At 74.3% G+C, this 15606-nt stretch carries 11 protein-coding genes; 6 read left to right on the forward strand and 5 right to left on the reverse strand.

All coding sequences use genetic code 11. The features are described from left to right. The first annotated feature begins 173 nt into the window (after nt 1-173). The gene (locus E4U92_RS09845) at nt 174-866 is read left to right on the forward strand and encodes a TetR/AcrR family transcriptional regulator (protein ID WP_137299920.1); all 693 of its coding nucleotides are present in this window, start codon (nt 174-176) and stop codon (nt 864-866) included. Here E4U92_RS09845 and E4U92_RS09850 read toward each other — a convergent pair. After that, on the reverse strand, nt 854-2356 hold the full coding sequence (locus E4U92_RS09850; RefSeq protein ID WP_137299921.1) for an LVIVD repeat-containing protein: 1503 nt from the start codon (nt 2354-2356) through the stop codon (nt 854-856). The two genes, E4U92_RS09845 and E4U92_RS09850, sit on opposite strands and share 13 nt — an antisense overlap. A 177-nt stretch (nt 2357-2533) precedes the next feature. Here E4U92_RS09850 and E4U92_RS09855 point away from each other — a divergent pair, with 177 nt between their 5' ends. Both E4U92_RS09855 and E4U92_RS09860 read left to right on the forward strand, forming a co-directional pair. Next, nucleotides 2534-3175 carry a DUF305 domain-containing protein gene (locus tag E4U92_RS09855; protein ID WP_137299922.1) on the forward strand — a complete coding sequence of 214 codons (642 nt, stop codon included), beginning with the start codon at nt 2534-2536 and terminating at the stop codon, nt 3173-3175. Between the two features lie 136 nt (nt 3176-3311). Next, nucleotides 3312-4670, forward strand: a complete 1359-nt coding sequence (locus tag E4U92_RS09860; protein ID WP_137299923.1) for an FAD-dependent oxidoreductase — start codon at nt 3312-3314, stop codon at nt 4668-4670. A 67-nt stretch (nt 4671-4737) separates the two neighbouring features. Here E4U92_RS09860 and E4U92_RS09865 read toward each other — a convergent pair whose 3' ends face one another. Continuing rightward, nucleotides 4738-5109, reverse strand: a complete 372-nt coding sequence (locus E4U92_RS09865) for an ArsR/SmtB family transcription factor (RefSeq protein WP_168372801.1) — start codon at nt 5107-5109, stop codon at nt 4738-4740. 119 nt (nt 5110-5228) lie between these two features. Here E4U92_RS09865 and E4U92_RS09870 point away from each other — a divergent pair, with 119 nt between their 5' ends. After that, entirely contained in the window at nt 5229-6308 is a 1080-nt protein-coding gene (locus E4U92_RS09870; protein WP_137299925.1) for an NADH:flavin oxidoreductase/NADH oxidase, read from the forward strand. Between the two features lie 106 nt (nt 6309-6414). Here the strand turns inward: E4U92_RS09870 and E4U92_RS09875 are convergent, their stop codons facing one another. The 3 genes from E4U92_RS09875 to E4U92_RS09885 all read right to left on the reverse strand — a co-directional run bounded on the left by E4U92_RS09875 (nt 6415) and on the right by E4U92_RS09885 (nt 13391). Continuing rightward, nucleotides 6415-10923, reverse strand: coding sequence for a cation-translocating P-type ATPase (locus E4U92_RS09875; protein ID WP_137299926.1), 4509 nt, complete (start codon nt 10921-10923; stop codon nt 6415-6417). A gap of 9 nt (nt 10924-10932) precedes the next feature. Next, nucleotides 10933-11556: a hypothetical protein gene (locus tag E4U92_RS36240; protein ID WP_174863773.1), complete on the reverse strand. Its 624-nt coding sequence runs from the start codon at nt 11554-11556 to the stop codon at nt 10933-10935. A gap of 485 nt (nt 11557-12041) precedes the next feature. Further along, the gene (locus E4U92_RS09885) at nt 12042-13391 is read right to left on the reverse strand and encodes an extracellular catalytic domain type 1 short-chain-length polyhydroxyalkanoate depolymerase (RefSeq protein WP_137300144.1); all 1350 of its coding nucleotides are present in this window, start codon (nt 13389-13391) and stop codon (nt 12042-12044) included. A 312-nt stretch (nt 13392-13703) separates the two neighbouring features. On the opposite strand from E4U92_RS09885, the gene E4U92_RS09890 reads away from it, so the two are divergent. After that, complete coding sequence (locus E4U92_RS09890) at nt 13704-14696, forward strand: pectate lyase family protein (RefSeq protein WP_137299927.1); 993 nt, start codon at nt 13704-13706, stop codon at nt 14694-14696. 43 nt (nt 14697-14739) lie between these two features. Beyond that, nucleotides 14740-15540, forward strand: coding sequence for a pectate lyase (locus E4U92_RS09895; protein ID WP_137299928.1), 801 nt, complete (start codon nt 14740-14742; stop codon nt 15538-15540). Nucleotides 15541-15606: the final 66 nt, after the last annotated feature.

The following is a 15606-nucleotide window of genomic DNA, read 5'->3' on the forward strand; positions in this document are numbered from 1 at the left end:
TTCGACCGCCGGATCCGGGACGAAAGTAGCCTGAGCGAACCTTCGGGGTGGAAGGTGTCCGCCTCGGACGATCCCCCGTGTCGCCCGAGGCGGAACGCGGTCGTGCACCCCAGGGGGCCGACCGGCCTGCGATGAGTATATTGGCTGGCAGCCAATCAACGCAGGAGTCCAGCATGTCCCCGCGCAGCGCATCGGTCAATGAAGAATTGCGACGGCGCTCCCGGGAGCGGCTGCTGCAGGCGTCGTTGGAGCTGGTCGGCGAACGCGGCTACGAGGCCACGACGCTGGCCGACATCGCCGACCGGGCCGGGTCGGCGCGCGGTCTGGTGTCCTACTACTTCCCGGGCAAGCGCCAGTTGGTGCAGTCGGCCGTGCACCGGCTGATGCACCGCACGCTGGAGGAAGCCCTGGAGCGCGAGCCGCGCACCGAGGACGGCCGGGAGCGGATGGCCCGGGCCATCGACGCGGTGCTGGGACTGGCCCGGGACCGCACGGTCCTGATGCGCCAGCACATGGCGGGGCTGCTGGACACGGAGGGGTTCGTGCAGTGCCCGGAGCAGCGGCGGCTGGCGGAGCTGCTGCGCGAGACGGTGGCGCGGCACGGCTCGCGGGACGTCGACGCCGACTACCCGATGATGCGCTCGCTGCTGATGGGCGCGGTGTTCGCGATGGTCCTGCCCAATGTGCCGATGTCGTTCGCGACGATGCGCGCGGAGCTGTTCCGGCGCTACGGGCTGGACTGGGAGTTGGGCGCCCCGCCGGACGGTGGGGCGCCCGGCGGGACGTGCGAGACGGACATGTCGCGGTACTTCTCGACCGGCACGCGGCCCGAGGAGCAGCCGCGGCCGGGGGCTCAGTCGAAGTAGTCGGGCTGCGTCTGGACGTTGAGCTCGGGCAGCCGGACGCGCTGGGCCGGGTCGGTGCGGCGGTCGGTGAGCTTCAGGACGTCGAAGCCCTTGGCGATGTCGTTCGAGTAGATGTAGCCGTTGTAGTAGTACGCCGACCAGGAGCCGCCGACGGTGAGCGCGTCGGTGCTCAGCGGGCCGCGCTCGAAGTAGGCGATCTCCTTCGGGTGCGCGGAGTCGGTGAACTCCCAGACGGAGACGCCGCCCTGGTACCAGGCCTGGACCATGATGTCGCGGCCCTTCACCGGGATCAGCGAGCCGTTGTGGGCCACGCAGTTCTCCGTGTCGGCCTGGTGGCGCGGGATCTTGTAGTAGCCGCGGAAGACCAGCTTGCGCTTGTCGCCCTTGCCGACGATGTCGTAGATGCCGTCGGCGCCGCGGTCCGGGCCGATGGCGGCGTTGCAGGTGGCGGCTCCGCCGCCGCCCAGCTCGTCGGTGAAGACGACCTTGTTCGCCTTCTGGTTGAAGGTCGCCGAGTGCCAGAAGGCGAAGTTGACGTTGTCCTGCACCCGGTCGATCACCTTGGGGTGTTCCGGGTCCTTGACGGAGAACAGGATGCCGTCGCCCATGCAGGCGCCCGCCGCGAGATCCTGCTCCGGCAGCACGGTGATGTCGTGGCAGCCGGTCGTCTTGGAGACACCGGGGTTGGTGGGCGCGCCGGGGTTGCCGCCGCCGTCCGGGCCCTCACCGGGGAACAGGACGGGGAAGTTCACCACGGCCGCCTGCTCGGGCGCCTTGCGCGGCACCTTGATGACGGAGATGCCGTCGTGCGGCGGCTGGCAGTCGGGGTAGCTGGCGCTGGGCGAGTAGGAGGAGACGTAGATGTACACGTTCTTCCGCTCGGGCACCAGGGTGTGGGTGTGCGAGCCGCACGCGGTCTCGACGGCGGCGACGTACTTCGGGTTGCGCACGTCGCTGATGTCGAAGACCTTCATGCCCTCCCAGGAGGACTTCTCCGTCGCGGGCTGTGTGGTGCTGTTGCAACTGCTGTCGCTGCGCGAGGAGTCGGTGGACAGGAAGAGGAGGTCGCCGGAGACGGAGACGTCGTTCTGCGAGCCAGGACACAGCACCTGCGCGACCGTCCTGGGCGCCTTCGGGTTGCTGATGTCGAAGACGCGGAAGCCGTCGTAGTTGCCGGCGAACGCGTACCGGCCCTGGAAGGCGAGGTCGGAGTTGGTGCCGGCGAGGGCGTCCTTGGGGATGTTGACGAGGTGCTGGAGGTTGGCGGAGTGGACGATCTCGTCCTGGCCGGGTATCTCGCCGGCCGCGATCGCCTCGGCCGCGTCGGCCTGCGCCCGGGCGGACACCGCCTTGTCGGCGGTGGGCGCGTCCCCCGGGTCGGGGGTGGCGCCCGCCGGGGTGGCGGTGAGCAGGGCGGCCACGAGGCCCGCGGCGGCCGCCCCGACTCCCAGTCGTCTGTGCCGCGTTCGGGATGCGTTCAACAGGGTCACTGCTTCCTCCCTCGTTGCCGTTCACGGGGAACGGATCACGGTCCCCCGAAGTATGGTCTTAGTCATGCTCAAGCCAACAGATGGCAACGCGTTCATGCCACAACTTTTCGACAGGTGACACACAGGACAACTACGGGTCCTGACGGATCACCAAGTCGGTCGTTCCAGGAGGTCGTTGTGCTCTTCCGCCGTGCGTCGCTGGTCGTCACCGCCACCCTGACCCTGGCCCTCGCGGGCTGCGACTCCGGGTCGGACGCCGGTCCGGAGCCGGCCGGCGGGAGCGGCCCCTCAGTGATCGTCCCGGGCGCGCCCGGTGAGGGGAACCGCACGCTCTCCGCCCAGGACGCGGCGCGGCAGCGCGCCGAGGACGACTCCCCCAACGCGGCCGACGTGGCGTACGCGCGGATGATGATCGTCCACCACCAGCAGGCGCTGGACATGGCCGCGCTCGTCCCCGACCGCGCCGCGTCGGGCGACGTCAAGCGGCTGGCCTCCCGGATCGCCGCCGCGCAGGGGCCGGAGATCACGTCGATGCGCGGCTGGCTGACGTCCTACCGCAAGGACGGGACGGCCGGACGGCACGACCACGCGGCGATGCCGGGGATGGCGACCGAGGCGCAGCTGGCGCAGTTGCGGGCGGCGCGGGGTGCGGCGTTCGACCGGCTGTTCCTGACCCTGATGATCACCCACCACCAGGGCGCGATCTCGATGGCCACGGACGTCAAGGCGCAGGGCAACAACCTGCGGATCGAGGAGATGGCGGACGACGTGGTCGCCCAGCAGACGACCGAGATCCAGCGGATGCTGGCGATGCGCTGAGGCCCGGGACCGGGATCGGCGCGTGCGAAGCGGGCGGTGCGGCGCCGCTCAGCCCGCCTGCGCCGACCGGGTGACGCGTGCGAGCGGTGCCTGCGGCCCCCTGTCGGCGGGGCGCCCGCGGTGCGATGCTGGGGGCATGCGAGTCGCCGTGGTCGGCTCCGGGCCGAGCGGGGTCTACACCGCCCAGAGTCTGCTCCAGCAGGACCCCGAGGTGCGCGTCGACGTCCTGGACCGGCTGCCGTGCCCCTACGGGCTGGTGCGCTACGGCGTCGCCCCGGACCACGAGAAGATCAAGTCCCTCCAGCACACGCTGCGCACGGTGCTGGAGGAGGAGCGGGTGCGCTTCCTCGGCGGGGTCGAGGTGGGCGCGGGCGGGGTGCCCGTGGCCCGGCTGCGCGAGCTGTACCACGCGGTGGTGTACTGCGTGGGCGCGGCGGCCGACCGGCGGCTGGGGGTCCCCGGTGAGGACCTGCCGGGAAGCTGGTCGGCGACCGAGTTCGTGTCCTGGTACAGCGCCCACCCGGACGCGGTCGCGGGCGGCTTCCTGCGGGACGCCCGGTCGGCGGTGGTCGTCGGGGTGGGAAACGTCGCGGTGGACGTCACCCGGATCCTGGCCCGGGGCACGGCCGAGCTGAGCGCCACCGACATGCCGCAGGCCGCGCTGGCCGCGCTCGGCGCGAGCCGGGTCGACACGGTGCACATGGTGGGGCGGCGCGGCCCGTCGCAGGCCCGCTTCACCACGAAGGAGCTGCGTGAGCTGGGGTCCCTGCCGGACACCGAACCCACGGTGGACGCGGCCGAGTTGGCGCTCGACCCCGATGCCGCCGACCCCTCGGGGCTGCCCGCGGCGCAGCGGCGCAACGTCGAGGTGCTGCGGGACTGGGCCGCACGGCCGCCGGGAGCGGTGCGGCGGCACATCCGGCTGCGGTTCTTCCTGCGGCCGGTCGAACTCCTCGCCCGGGGCGGGCGGGTGGGCGCCGTGCGGTTCGAGCGGACGGCGCCGGACGGGCACGGCGGGGTGACCGGCACGGGCCGGTTCGAGGAGATCGAGGCCCAGTTGGTGCTCCGGTCGGTGGGCTACCGCGGAGTGGCGCTGGAGGGGTTGCCGTTCGACCCGGCCCGCGGCACCGTGCCGCACCGGGCGGGACGCGTGCTGCGCGGGGTGGCGGTGGCGCCGGGCGAGTACGTGGCCGGCTGGATCAAGCGCGGGCCCACCGGCGTCATCGGCACCAACCGGCCGTGCGCCAAGGAGACGATCGCCTCGCTGCTCGCGGACGCCCCGGCGCTCGCCCGCCGGGAGGTGCCGGCCGATCCCCTGCCGTTGCTGCGGGCGGCGGGGGCCGAGCCGGTGGAGTGGAGCGGCTGGCTGGCCATCGAGCGCGCCGAGGCGGCGCTCGGGGCCGCGCTGGGGCGGGGCGGCCCCGTGAAGCTGCCGGACCGGGCGGCACTGCGCGAGGCGGCAGCGGCGGCGGACCGGCTTCGTCGGCACGACTGAGGTCCCGGGCCGTCATGGCCGCCGCCGACGTGCCGCGTCCCGTTCGGCCGACGGCCTGCAGGAGCGTTCAGCCGTCCCCGAGGCGCAGGGCCTGACGGTCGGCGGCGGCGAGGACGCCGTCGAGCAGGCCGGGGAAGAGGTCGTCCAGGTCGTCCTTGCGCAGTCCGTTCATCTTCGCCGTGCCCCGGTAGACCTGGCGGATCACGCCCGCCTCGCGCAGGACCCGGAAGTGGTGCGTGGTCGTCGACTTGGTCACCGGCAGGCCGAACTGCGAACAGGACAGCTCGTCGCCCTCGGCGGCGAGCTCCCGCACGATCCGCAGCCGCATCGGGTCCGAGAGGGCGTGCAGCACCGACTCCAGCCGGATCTCCCCGGTCGCCGGGTGCGGGAGGTCACGGCCGCCTGAGGCGGGGACGGGTGCGGGCGCTGCGGTGGTCACGGTGGCTCCACTTTCTTCGGGGGTCCCCATGGTACGAGGTCCGTCGTAGTTTGACATCTCCCGTAGTACGACGAGTACCGTACGACCTGACACCGGCACCCTGACGAACGGAGTTGGCCGTGAGTGCGCTCTTCGAGCCCTGGACGCTGCGCGACGTGACGATCCCGAACCGCGTGTGGATGCCTCCCATGTGCCAGTACTCGGCCGCACCCGAGGGCCCAGCGGCGGGCGTCCCCACCGACTGGCACTTCACGCACTACGGAGCCCGGGCGACCGGCGGCACCGGCCTGATCGTGGTCGAGGCCACCGCCGTCAGCCCCGAGGGGCGCATCTCGCCGTACGACCTCGGCCTGTGGAACGACGCCCAGGCCGAGGGCCTCCGCCGGATCACCCGGTTCCTGACGGAACAGGGCACCGTACCGGCCGTTCAGCTCGCCCACGCCGGCCGCAAGGCATCGACCGAGCGGCCGTGGAAGGGCGGGGCCCCGCTGACGCCGGCGGAGGGCGGGTGGCAGCCGGTCGCGCCGAGCGCGGTCGCCTTCGACGAACGCCACCCGGTGCCCGCTGAGCTGACGACGGCTCAGATCGCCGAGGTGGTCCAGCAGTTCGCGGACGCGGCCCGGCGGGCGCTCGCCGCCGGGTTCGAGGCGGTGGAGCTCCACGGCGCCCACGGCTACCTCATCCACGAGTTCCTCTCGCCGCACAGCAACCACCGCACCGACGCCTACGGCGGCTCCTTCGAGAACCGCGCCCGCTTCGCCCTGGAGGTCGTCGACGCCGTGCGCGCCGTCTGGCCCGAGGACAAGCCCCTGTTCTTCCGGGTCTCCGCCACCGACTGGCTGGAGGAGAACGGCTGGACGGCGGACGACACCGTGCGCCTGGCGCGGGACCTGCACGCCCACGGCGTCGACCTCGTGGACGTCTCCACCGGCGGCAACGCCTCCGGGGTCCACATCCCCACGGGACCCGGCTACCAGGTCCCCTTCGCCGCCCGGGTCAAGGCCGAGACACCGATGCCGGTCGCGGCCGTCGGCCTGATCACCGACCCCGAGCAGGCCGAGAAGATCGTCGCCAACGGTGAGGCCGACGCGGTCCTCCTCGGCCGCGAGCTGCTGCGCGACCCGTCCTGGGCCCGGCACGCCGCCCGGGCGCTCGGCGGGGAGGTCCGGGTGCCGGACCAGTACCACCGGTCGGTGTGACACGGGCCGGGGGCCGCCGCAGCGAGTCGCGCGGCGGCCCTCGCGCCTGTCGTCAGTGCCGGCGCGCGTACGGCTCCTGGCCGTGCCACCAGCTCTGTCACGCCCCTCACCGCTTCAGCCGCAGCACCGCCTCCTCCAGGCGGGGCAGGGTCCGCTGGCCCACGAGGGCGAGGGCGATGGAGCCGCACACCCCGGCCCAGGCGAGCGGCCCGAGCGGGGTGCACCCGAAGAGCCGGCTCGCGCCGGGCGTCTGCACCAGCAGCACCAGGGCGACCGCCGAGCCCAGCACGGTCACCCGCACCAGCCCGCTCTCGCGGCGGTCGGCCAGGGTCTGCGCCAACTGCGTGCCGACCACCGCGCACAGCGCCATCGTGGTCGACCGGCGCTCCGTGCCCGGGGTGAAGCGGCCGAACAGCCAGGCGGCGACGGCGCCCAGACAGGTCGTCAGCGCCCGGTGCCGGATCTGCTCGATAAGCGGCGCGCCCAGCAGCGACGTGCCCAGCGGGCCGTCCGTCTCCTCGGTCGCCCGCGGCACCGGGGTGACCGCCACGGCCATCGCCGGGAACAGGTCCGTGAACAGGTTCACCAGCAGCATCTGCCGCGTGGACAGCGGCGCCCTGCGCCCCAGCAGCGTGCCGACGATGCCGAAGCCCACCTCACCGGCGTTGCCGCCGATCAGGATGGCGATGGCGTCGGCGACGCTGTGCCACAGGGCGCGGCCCTCGTGGACGGCCTCGACGAGCACCCGCATGTCGTCGTCGGTCAGCACGATGTCGGCGGCGTTGCGGGCGGCCGCCGAGCCGCGCGCGTTGAGGCCGACGCCGACGTCGGCGGCCCGGATCGCGGCCGCGTCGTTGGCGCCGTCGCCCACCATGCCGACCACCCGGCCGGCGTCCCGCAGGGCCTCGACGACCTGGAGCTTCTGCTCCGGCGCGACCCGGGCGACCACCCCGGCGTCGCGCAGGATGCCGGCGCGCTCCGAGCGGTCGGCCGACGCCAGCTCGTCGCCGGTGACCACGACGGTGTCCTCGGGCCAGCCCAGTTCCACGGCGATCGCCCGCGCGGTCTGCGGGTGGTCGCCGGTGAGCATCACCGGCCGCACGCCCGCCTCTTCGAGGGACCGCACCAGCTCGGGGGAGGTCTCGCGGGCCACGTCGGCGAGCGCCACTAGCCCGGTGAACTCCAGCTCCGCCAGCGGTCCTTCGAGGACACCGGCGTCCGTCTCGCCGTCGCGCAGGCGGCGTTCGGCGACCGCCAGCACCCGCAGCCCGTTCCCGGCGAGCCGGTGCGCGGTGTCGTCCGCCTCGTCGGCGCCGGTCGTGCAGGCCGGCAGGACGTTCTCCGGGGCGCCCTTGACCACCAGGGTGCGCGCGCCGTCGGCGGCGTGGCCCACGGCAGCCGCGTAGCCCCGGGCCGCCTCGAAGGGCAGGCCCTCCGTCTGGGTCCACTCCGGGTCGTCCGGGGCCGCCTCCAGCACCGCCTCGTCGGTGGCGTGCACCGGGCGGTCGGAGCCGCCGTTCGTGCGGGGGCAGGCCCGCGCCGCGACGGTGAGGGTGTGGCTGTCCGCCGCCCGGTCCCGGTCGTGGACCGTGCCGTCGGCCTCGGTGACACGGACCAGCCGCAGCCGGTTCTCGGTGAGGGTGCCGGTCTTGTCGAAGCACACGGTGTCCATGCGGCCCAGCGCCTCCAGGGTGCGCGGCGCGCGCACCAGCACCCCGCGCCGGCTGAGCCGGCGGGCCGCCGCGAGCTGGGCGACCGTCGCCACCAGCGGCAGCCCCTCGGGCACCGCGGCCACGGCCACCGCGACGCCGCCGCTCACCGCCTGGCGCAGGGGCGTGCCGCGCAGCAGCGCCAGACCGGTCACGGCGGCGCCCCCGGCGAGCGTCAACGGCAGGGCTTTGCGGGTGAGTTCCTGCAGCCGGGCCTGGACACCGGCGGCCGGGGGTCTGCGCGCCGCCAGGTGGACGGCGCGCGACGCCTCGGTGCGGTCGCCGGTCTCCACGACCACCGCGCGCGCGTGGCCCGCCACCACCGTGGTGCCCTCGAACACCATGCAGCGGCGGTCGGCGACGGAGGCCCGCGGCGTCGGCTCGGTCTGCTTGTCCACGGGCAGCGACTCGCCGGTGAGCGCCGACTCGTCGACCTCCAGCCCGTCCGCCCACAACAGGCGCGCGTCGGCGGGCACCACGTCGTCCGCCTGCAGCTCGATCACGTCACCCGGGTGCAGCTTGGCCGCGTCGACGGTCCGCGGTCCGTCGCCGTCCGTGTCCTCGGCGGCGATCCGGGCCTTCTGCCGGTGCTCCTGGAGCAGCGCGGCCACCGCGCGTTCGGCCCGCAGCCGCTGGACGCCGCCCACCAGGGCGTTCAGGTCGAGCGCGCCGACGACCAGCAGGGCGTCCGCGGCCGAGCCGAGGACCGCCTCGGCGGCCGAGCCCACCGCCAGCACCGGCGTGAGCGGATCGTCCAGCTCGTGGCGCACCGCCCGGGCCAACTGGACCGTCCAGCCCAGCGGCTTCAGCGCGGGGACGCGTCCGGCGCGCCCGGCGGCGGCCTGGACGCGGGAGGCGGCCTGCTCGGACAGACCGGGCTGCTCCTGCGGACGCCGCGCCAGCTTTTCGCGTACGTCGTCGGGGTGCAGGTCGTGCCAGGCGACGCGCTCCCGGGGGTGCGGGGAGCGGGCCAGCGCCACACCGAGGGCGCTCCGCGCACCGCCCAGCAGGGCAGCCGCGGTGGCCACGTCCACGGGCGCGTGGCGCAGACCGGGGAGCGGGGTGCGGCGTCCGCCGCGGCCGGCATCGCCCACGGCCACCAGCAGTCCCGACAGCGCGGCGCCGGACTTGGCCAGCGTCTGGGCCCGGCCGCTCACGGCCTTCGCGGCGGGTACGGCCCGCAGCAGCCGCCAGACGTCGGGGAGCCCGCCGGGGGCGATCACGTCGGCGGCCCAGGCGACCGCGGCGTCGCCGTTCGCCGTCGCCACGGCCACGTCACCGGCCAGCAGGCCGGCCAGGACGTCGTCCGGGGCGTCCTCCGGGGCGGTCGCGGCGTCCGCGCCACCGACGCCGTCGGTGTCCTGGGCGGGACCGTCGTGGGCGGAACCGCCGTCGCCGGGTGTCTGCGCACCGGTGGTGTCCGGGGGCCCTTCGTCGCCGTGCGCGGGACTGCCGGGGTCGCGCGCCGTCCCGGCGTCGTGGGCCGAGCCGGGGTCGGACGCCGCGCCGTCGTGCGCGGGCGCCGGGAGGGGGCGGGCCACGGTGAGGACACCGCCGCGGCGGCGCAGCGAGGCGACCTCCTCGGTCAGGGGCCGGTCCGCGGGCACCACGTGGTCCGCGAGGACGGTGAAGTCGGCGAGGGCCGGGTCGTCCACCATGACCACCCGCAGCCCGGCGCCGCGCGCCGCGTCCAGCACGGCCTCGGCCCAGGCGTCGACACCGCCGCCCGGTGCGCGCAGCGCACTGGGGTGGAGCAGCACCGACTCCACCGTCTCGAGCTGGCGCAGCCGCTCGCTGTCACGCACCACCACGCCCGCGCGGGCCAGCGCACAGCACAGGACCGCGTTGAACGCGGCCGGGCCGTAGCGGGCCGCCTTGGGGGAACCGGCGAGCACGGCCTCGGCCGCCTCGTTCGCGTCGTGCTTGATCAGCAGGGTCGCCGCGGCGCCCAGCACGCTGCCGGTGCCCGCGTTGGTGGCGTACTCCTGGGCCGGGGCGGGCCGCAACGGCGGCCGCGGCACGGCCCCGGTGGCGGCGCGGCCGCGATCCGGCGCGCACAGCCGGTCGTGGGCCGCGTCGAAGGCCGCGGCGCGGGCGACGGTCTCGGCGAGCTGGAGGCCCCGCAGCGCGCCGTCCAGGACGAGGGCCGTCGGCGTCTGCCCCGCCGCGTGCGCGGTGGCGTTGGCCGCGGCGAGCAGCAGGTCGGTGCGGGAGCGGCCGAGGCGCCGGTTCAGCAGCCCGCGGAAGCGGGGGTTCTCACGCAGCAGCGTGACCGCCGCCGTGACCAGGCGCGGTGAGGGCGGCAGGCGCAGGGCGTAGGCGCCCATCCCGGCCGCGGTGCCCGCCAGGTCGGTCAGCAGGGCGGCGGTGGCGTTGCGCACCCCGGCCGGGTCGCCTGGGTGGGGGAACTCCTCCACCGCGTCGTCGCTCGGTCCGAGCCCGTGCCGTTCGGCGAGTTCGGTCGCCCGGTCGAGCACCCGGTCGGCGACGGCGTCCTCGGTCGCGGCCAGCACCAGCCGGCCCAGCCCGCCGTCCCAGTAGGCGTAGGCGACGTCCGGCCGCTCGGCCAGGAGGCGTGCCACCCGGCGCGCCGCGTGCTCCAGGCCGCCCAGCCGGTCGACCTGTTCGCCCGAGGTAGGCCGCAGGGCGAGGTGCGCGCGGCGGCCGGAACGCCAGGCGCCGCGGGCGCCCGTCACCGCGTGGCGGGTCACCCGGCCGACCCGCGCCGCGGTGTCCACCCCGCGCGCGCCGGCCCGTACGGCGCCGGCCGCCGCGCCCGCGGCGACGCCCACGGCGCCCGCGGCCAGGTCGGCGACGGGCGAGCCGCCGCGCTCCAGCAGCCGCGGACCGGCCGGCAGCAGCCCGGCGGCCACCGCGGCCGGGACCTTCCACACTCCCAGCGCCATCGCCGTCCCTCACTTCCCGCCGTCGTCCGAACCGGGCCCGTCCGCGCGGGCCGCCGTCCCGTCGCGCGATCCGGTGCCCGGTGTGTCCTGCGGTGCGGTGCGGTCACCGGTCCCACCGGGGTCCGTCGCGGCGCCGGCCGTGGGACCGATGTCCGTGTCCTCGGCCGTGCCCGCCGTCTCCCCCGTGCCGGTCGCCGCGCCGCTGCCGGATGCCGGACCGCTCCCGGGCGCCCGCGTGGTCCCGGTCGTCGAGCCGCGGCGCTGTCCGGCCCGTGCCGCCCGGCCGGCCGTCGTCGTCTTCGCGGCGGTGTGCGCCGCGCTCCTGGCGACGCCGCGTGCCGCGCCCGTCCCCTGCGGGCCGGCGTCCGGCCGGTCCTGGGGCCGGGGCCGGGTCAGCCACGCCACCGCGGCCCCGGTGACGGCGACCGGCCACTCCACGACCCCGGCGACACCGAGCACCCCGGCGCCCGCGTAGACCGCCATGCGCCGTCCGCGCGGGGACAGCGCGCCCGCCCTGTGCCAGGCGCCGTCGGCCATCCGGCCCACCAGACCCGCGCCCGGCACCTTCCCCAGCGCCGACGCCGCGGTGCGCACCGGCCCCGGGAGCGACGTGGACGACTGCTGCACCGTCATGGCCCTCACCTCGCGAGACTCGGCCGTCGGCCTCTCCGGGTGCCCTCGACGCGCCGGTCATCACGCGGTTCCGCTGTCGGTTTTCTCCATTTTGTCCCCGGCGCCTTTGGGCGAAAGCTCCGCATCCGTCCGGGAACGTTCCGCGTCCTTCCTGAGAAGTACGGTGCGCGCCGCATCTCCTCCCCCCGGAGGGGGTAGATCGACTCCCCGGGCACGATGTGCCGGGCGCCGTCCTCGACGAGGCTGGGCGCATCGGACGTGAGGAGGGCGCCATGAACCGCCAGACCCGTATCCGCGTGAGCCACCGCCCCCGTCCGACGTCCCGCGAGACGGAGATCGACCGTCGGACGCCGTCGGGCCGTCTCCTGCCCTACTGACCCGCATCGGTCGGCATCAGCGGCCGGCCGCTCTCGTACGACGGTGCCCGGGGACCTGACCCCCGGGCACCGTCGTGACGTCGGACACCGATGCCGGCGGCGTGCCCCTCAGCCGGTCGTGCAGGCCGTGCCGTTGAGGGTGAAGGCGGCGGGGGCCGCGCTGTTGCCGGAGTGGCCGGCCTGGTAGCCGATGGTCACGCTCGCGCCCGGCGCGACGGTGGCGTCGTACGACACGTTCGTGGCCGTGACGGCCCCGGAGGCCGGCGCGTACGTGGCGCCCCATCCGTTGGTGATCGTCTGCCCCGCGGGCAGGGTGAAGGCGAGCCGCCAGCCGTTGATCGCCGCGGTGCCGGTGTTGGTGATCGTGACGGAGTCGGTCAGGCCCGTGTTCCACGCGCTGACCGCGGTCCTGACCGCGCAGCCGCCGGGCGTGGGCGGCGGGGGCGTGGTGCCGGAGCCGTCCAGGCCGAAGAAGGTCAGCACACGGGCACCCATGCCCCTGGCGTAGACGCCGTGCCCCACGCCCTGGAGGCTGATGGCCTCGACGGGGGCGCGGTCACCGGTGCTGCCGTAGCGGGTGCGGGTCCACCCGGCGGCCGGGCTGTCGGTCGCCGCGGGCGTCCGGCTCACGCCCTGTACGTCGGTCCACTGGTCGATCTCCTCGCCGAAGTTCGGGTAGCGCAGCGTGTCGTCCTCGGTGCCGTGCCAGAGCTGCATGCGCGGCCGGGGTCCGGTGTAGCCGGGGTAGGCGGCGCGGACGAGGTCGCCCCACTCGCGCGGGGTGCGGTTGACCGTGCCGCCGGCGCAGGCGCTGTTCCACTCGGAGCCGTCGGTGGTGGCGAAGCAGCCGAAGGGGACACCGGCGAACGCGGCGCCCGCGGCGAACACGTCCGGGTAGTCGCCGAGCAGGACGTTGGTCATCATCGCGCCGGAGGAGATGCCGGTGACGAAGACGCGGCCGGTGTCGGCGGCGTAGGTGCGGGTGACCCAGTCGACCATGGAGCGGATGCCGACCGGGTCGCTGCCCCCGTCACGGCGCAGGGCCTGCGGCGAGGAGACGTCGAAGCACTTGCTCGCCCGGGTGACCGACGGGTACACCACGACGAAGCCCAACCGGTCGGCGAGCGAGGCGTATTCGGTGCCGTTGTACATGTCCGGGCCGGAGCCCGTGCACCAGTGGACGGCGACGAGGACCGCCGGGTGCGCGGTGACGCTCGCCGGGACGTAGACGTACATGCGCAGGTTGCTGGGGTTGGCGCCGAAGCCGGTGACCTCGGTGAGGGCGGCCGCCGGGACGGCCGCGGCGGCCCGGTCACCGGCGTGCGCGGAGGCGGCGGGGGCCGCGGCGCCGAGCACGGCCGCGCACAGCAGGAGCAGGGCGGCGAGGGCGGAGCGCAGGGGGCCGCGGGAACGCGGGCGTCCGGCGGGAGCGGTGCGGGGCGGAGTGATCACGGGCATGTCGGACATGGGGGGTCCCTCTCGGGCGGGCGTCCGGGCTGAGTTCGCCTCGCATGGTGGCATGCACACGCCCTATGTGGAAGCGCTCCCACACCCCTGGCCGGAAAGCCCTCTCTCCCTACCTGCGGTTACCCGGAGAGGGATGCACGGGACGTTGACTAGAAAGCGCTTGCACCCTACGGTCCGTTCAGCGATGTGACCGAGCCGCTCCGTCGAATCCCGGAGAGGTCGCATCGCGCGTGAACGGCGTTCATCAACGAGGCCGTCGTTCACGTCCATGACCCCACACGCTCCGTCGAAGGGACGTACCCCATGCGCACACGCCCCCCACGTACACCGGCGCACAGCTCCGTCCGCAAGGCCACGACCGGCCTGACCGCCGTCGCCGCGGCCCTGGCGGCGGCCGTCGTGGTCGCCCTCCCCCAGCCCGCCGCCGCGGCCGAGTCGGCACCGGTCGGGTTCGGCGCGGGAACCACCGGTGGCGGCAGCGCCTCCGCGGTGACCGTCTCGACGCTGGCCGCCTTCAAGTCCGCCGTGTCGGGCAGCACCGCCAAGGTCGTGAAGGTCAACGGCCTGATCTCGCTGAGCGGTCAGGTGGACGTCGGCTCCAACACCACCGTCCTCGGCGTCGGTCCGTCGTCCGGGTTCACCGGCGGCGGTCTGCGGCTGAAGAAGGTCTCCAACGTCGTCCTGCGCAACCTGAACCTCAGCAAGCCCGTCTCCACCGACGCGGTCACCGTGCAGGCGTCGACGAAGGTGTGGATCGACCACAACTCCCTGTCCTCGGACCGCACCCACGGCAAGGACCACTACGACGGCCTGGTGGACATCACCCACGGGTCCGACTACGTCACCGTGTCCTGGAACACCTTCAAGGACCACTACAAGGGCTCCCTCGTCGGCCACAGCGACAGCAACGCGAGCGAGGACACCGGGCACCTGCGGGTGACGTACCACCACAACTGGTTCGACAACGTCAACTCCCGCATCCCCAGCCTGCGGTTCGGCACCGGACACTTCTACGACAACTACGTCGTGGGCGCCGAGACGGCGGTGCACTCGCGGATGGGCGCCCAGATGCTCGTCGAGAACAACGTGTTCCGCTCCACGGCGGTCGCGGTCACCACGAGCCGCGACAGCGACGAGGACGGCTACGCCAACCTGACCGGCAACGACCTCGGCGGAGCCGCGACCGAGATCTCCCGGGTCGGCACGTTCACGAAGGCGCCCTACGGCTACACCGCCGAGCCCGCCTCGTCGGTGGTCGCCTCGGTGACGGCCGGCGCGGGCGCCGGGAAGATCTGACCGCCGCCCCCTCCACCTCACCCCCAACGAAAGGCAACGGCACATGAGCTCAGCAGTACTCCCCCGCGGGCACGCCCTGACCGGCGCCCTCGCCACACTGGGACTTTCGCTTGGCATGATCATGACGAGCGGCGGTCTCACTCCGGCGAGCGCGGCCACCTGGCCCACGGCCAACGGCAGCCAGGCGGTCTCCTCGACCATCTCCGTGTCCGGCACCAAGGACTACGGCATGAAGCGGCTCTACGGCAGCGGCGACCTCGGCTCGGGCAGCCAGGACGAGGACCAGGGGCCGATCCTGGAGCTGGCCGCCGGCGCCGTCCTGAAGAACGTCATCATCGGCTCCCCCGCCGCCGACGGCATCCACTGCCTGGGCAGTTGCACGCTGCAGAACGTCTGGTGGGAGGACGTCGGCGAGGACGCGGCGACCTTCCTCGGCTCCTCGTCGTCGAACGTCTACACCGTCTCCGGCGGCGGTGCGAAGGAGGCCAGCGACAAGGTCTTCCAGTTCAACGGCGCCGGGACGCTCAACGTGTCGAACTTCGCCGTGAAGAACTTCGGCACGTTCGTCCGCTCCTGCGGCAACTGCAAGACGCAGTACAAGCGGACGATCAACCTCAACACGATCGAGGCGACCTACAAGGGCAACAAGCTCGTCGGCATCAACACCAACTACGGCGACAGCGCGACCCTGAAGGCCGTCACGATCGTCGGGGACAGCAGCAAGAAGATCGTCCCGTGCCAGAAGTACCTCGGGAACAACACGGGCAAGGAGCCGACCACCAACGGTTCCGGCCCCGACGGGACCTACTGCAAGTACTCCTCGTCGGACATCACCTACCAGTAGTCCGCCCCACGGGCGAAGGCCGCCGACCCGTCCGCCGCGGGCCGGCGGCCTCTCCGTGCCCCGGGC

Source organism: Streptomyces galbus, from assembly GCF_005280195.1.
GTDB lineage: Bacteria > Actinomycetota > Actinomycetes > Streptomycetales > Streptomycetaceae > Streptomyces > Streptomyces galbus.

Bases quoted from the DNA above. Each gene is read 5' to 3' on its own strand.
- E4U92_RS09845 (WP_137299920.1), top strand. From the start codon at position 174: ATGTCCCCGCGCAGCGCATCGGTCAATGAAGAATTGCGACGGCGCTCC.
- E4U92_RS09860 (WP_137299923.1), top strand. From the start codon at position 3,312: ATGCGAGTCGCCGTGGTCGGCTCCGGGCCGAGCGGGGTCTACACCGCC.
- E4U92_RS09875 (WP_137299926.1), bottom strand. From the start codon at position 10,923: ATGGCGCTGGGAGTGTGGAAGGTCCCGGCCGCGGTGGCCGCCGGGCTG.
- E4U92_RS36240 (WP_174863773.1), bottom strand. From the start codon at position 11,556: ATGACGGTGCAGCAGTCGTCCACGTCGCTCCCGGGGCCGGTGCGCACC.
- E4U92_RS09885 (WP_137300144.1), bottom strand. From the start codon at position 13,391: ATGCCCGTGATCACTCCGCCCCGCACCGCTCCCGCCGGACGCCCGCGT.
- E4U92_RS09890 (WP_137299927.1), top strand. From the start codon at position 13,704: ATGCGCACACGCCCCCCACGTACACCGGCGCACAGCTCCGTCCGCAAG.
- E4U92_RS09895 (WP_137299928.1), top strand. From the start codon at position 14,740: ATGAGCTCAGCAGTACTCCCCCGCGGGCACGCCCTGACCGGCGCCCTC.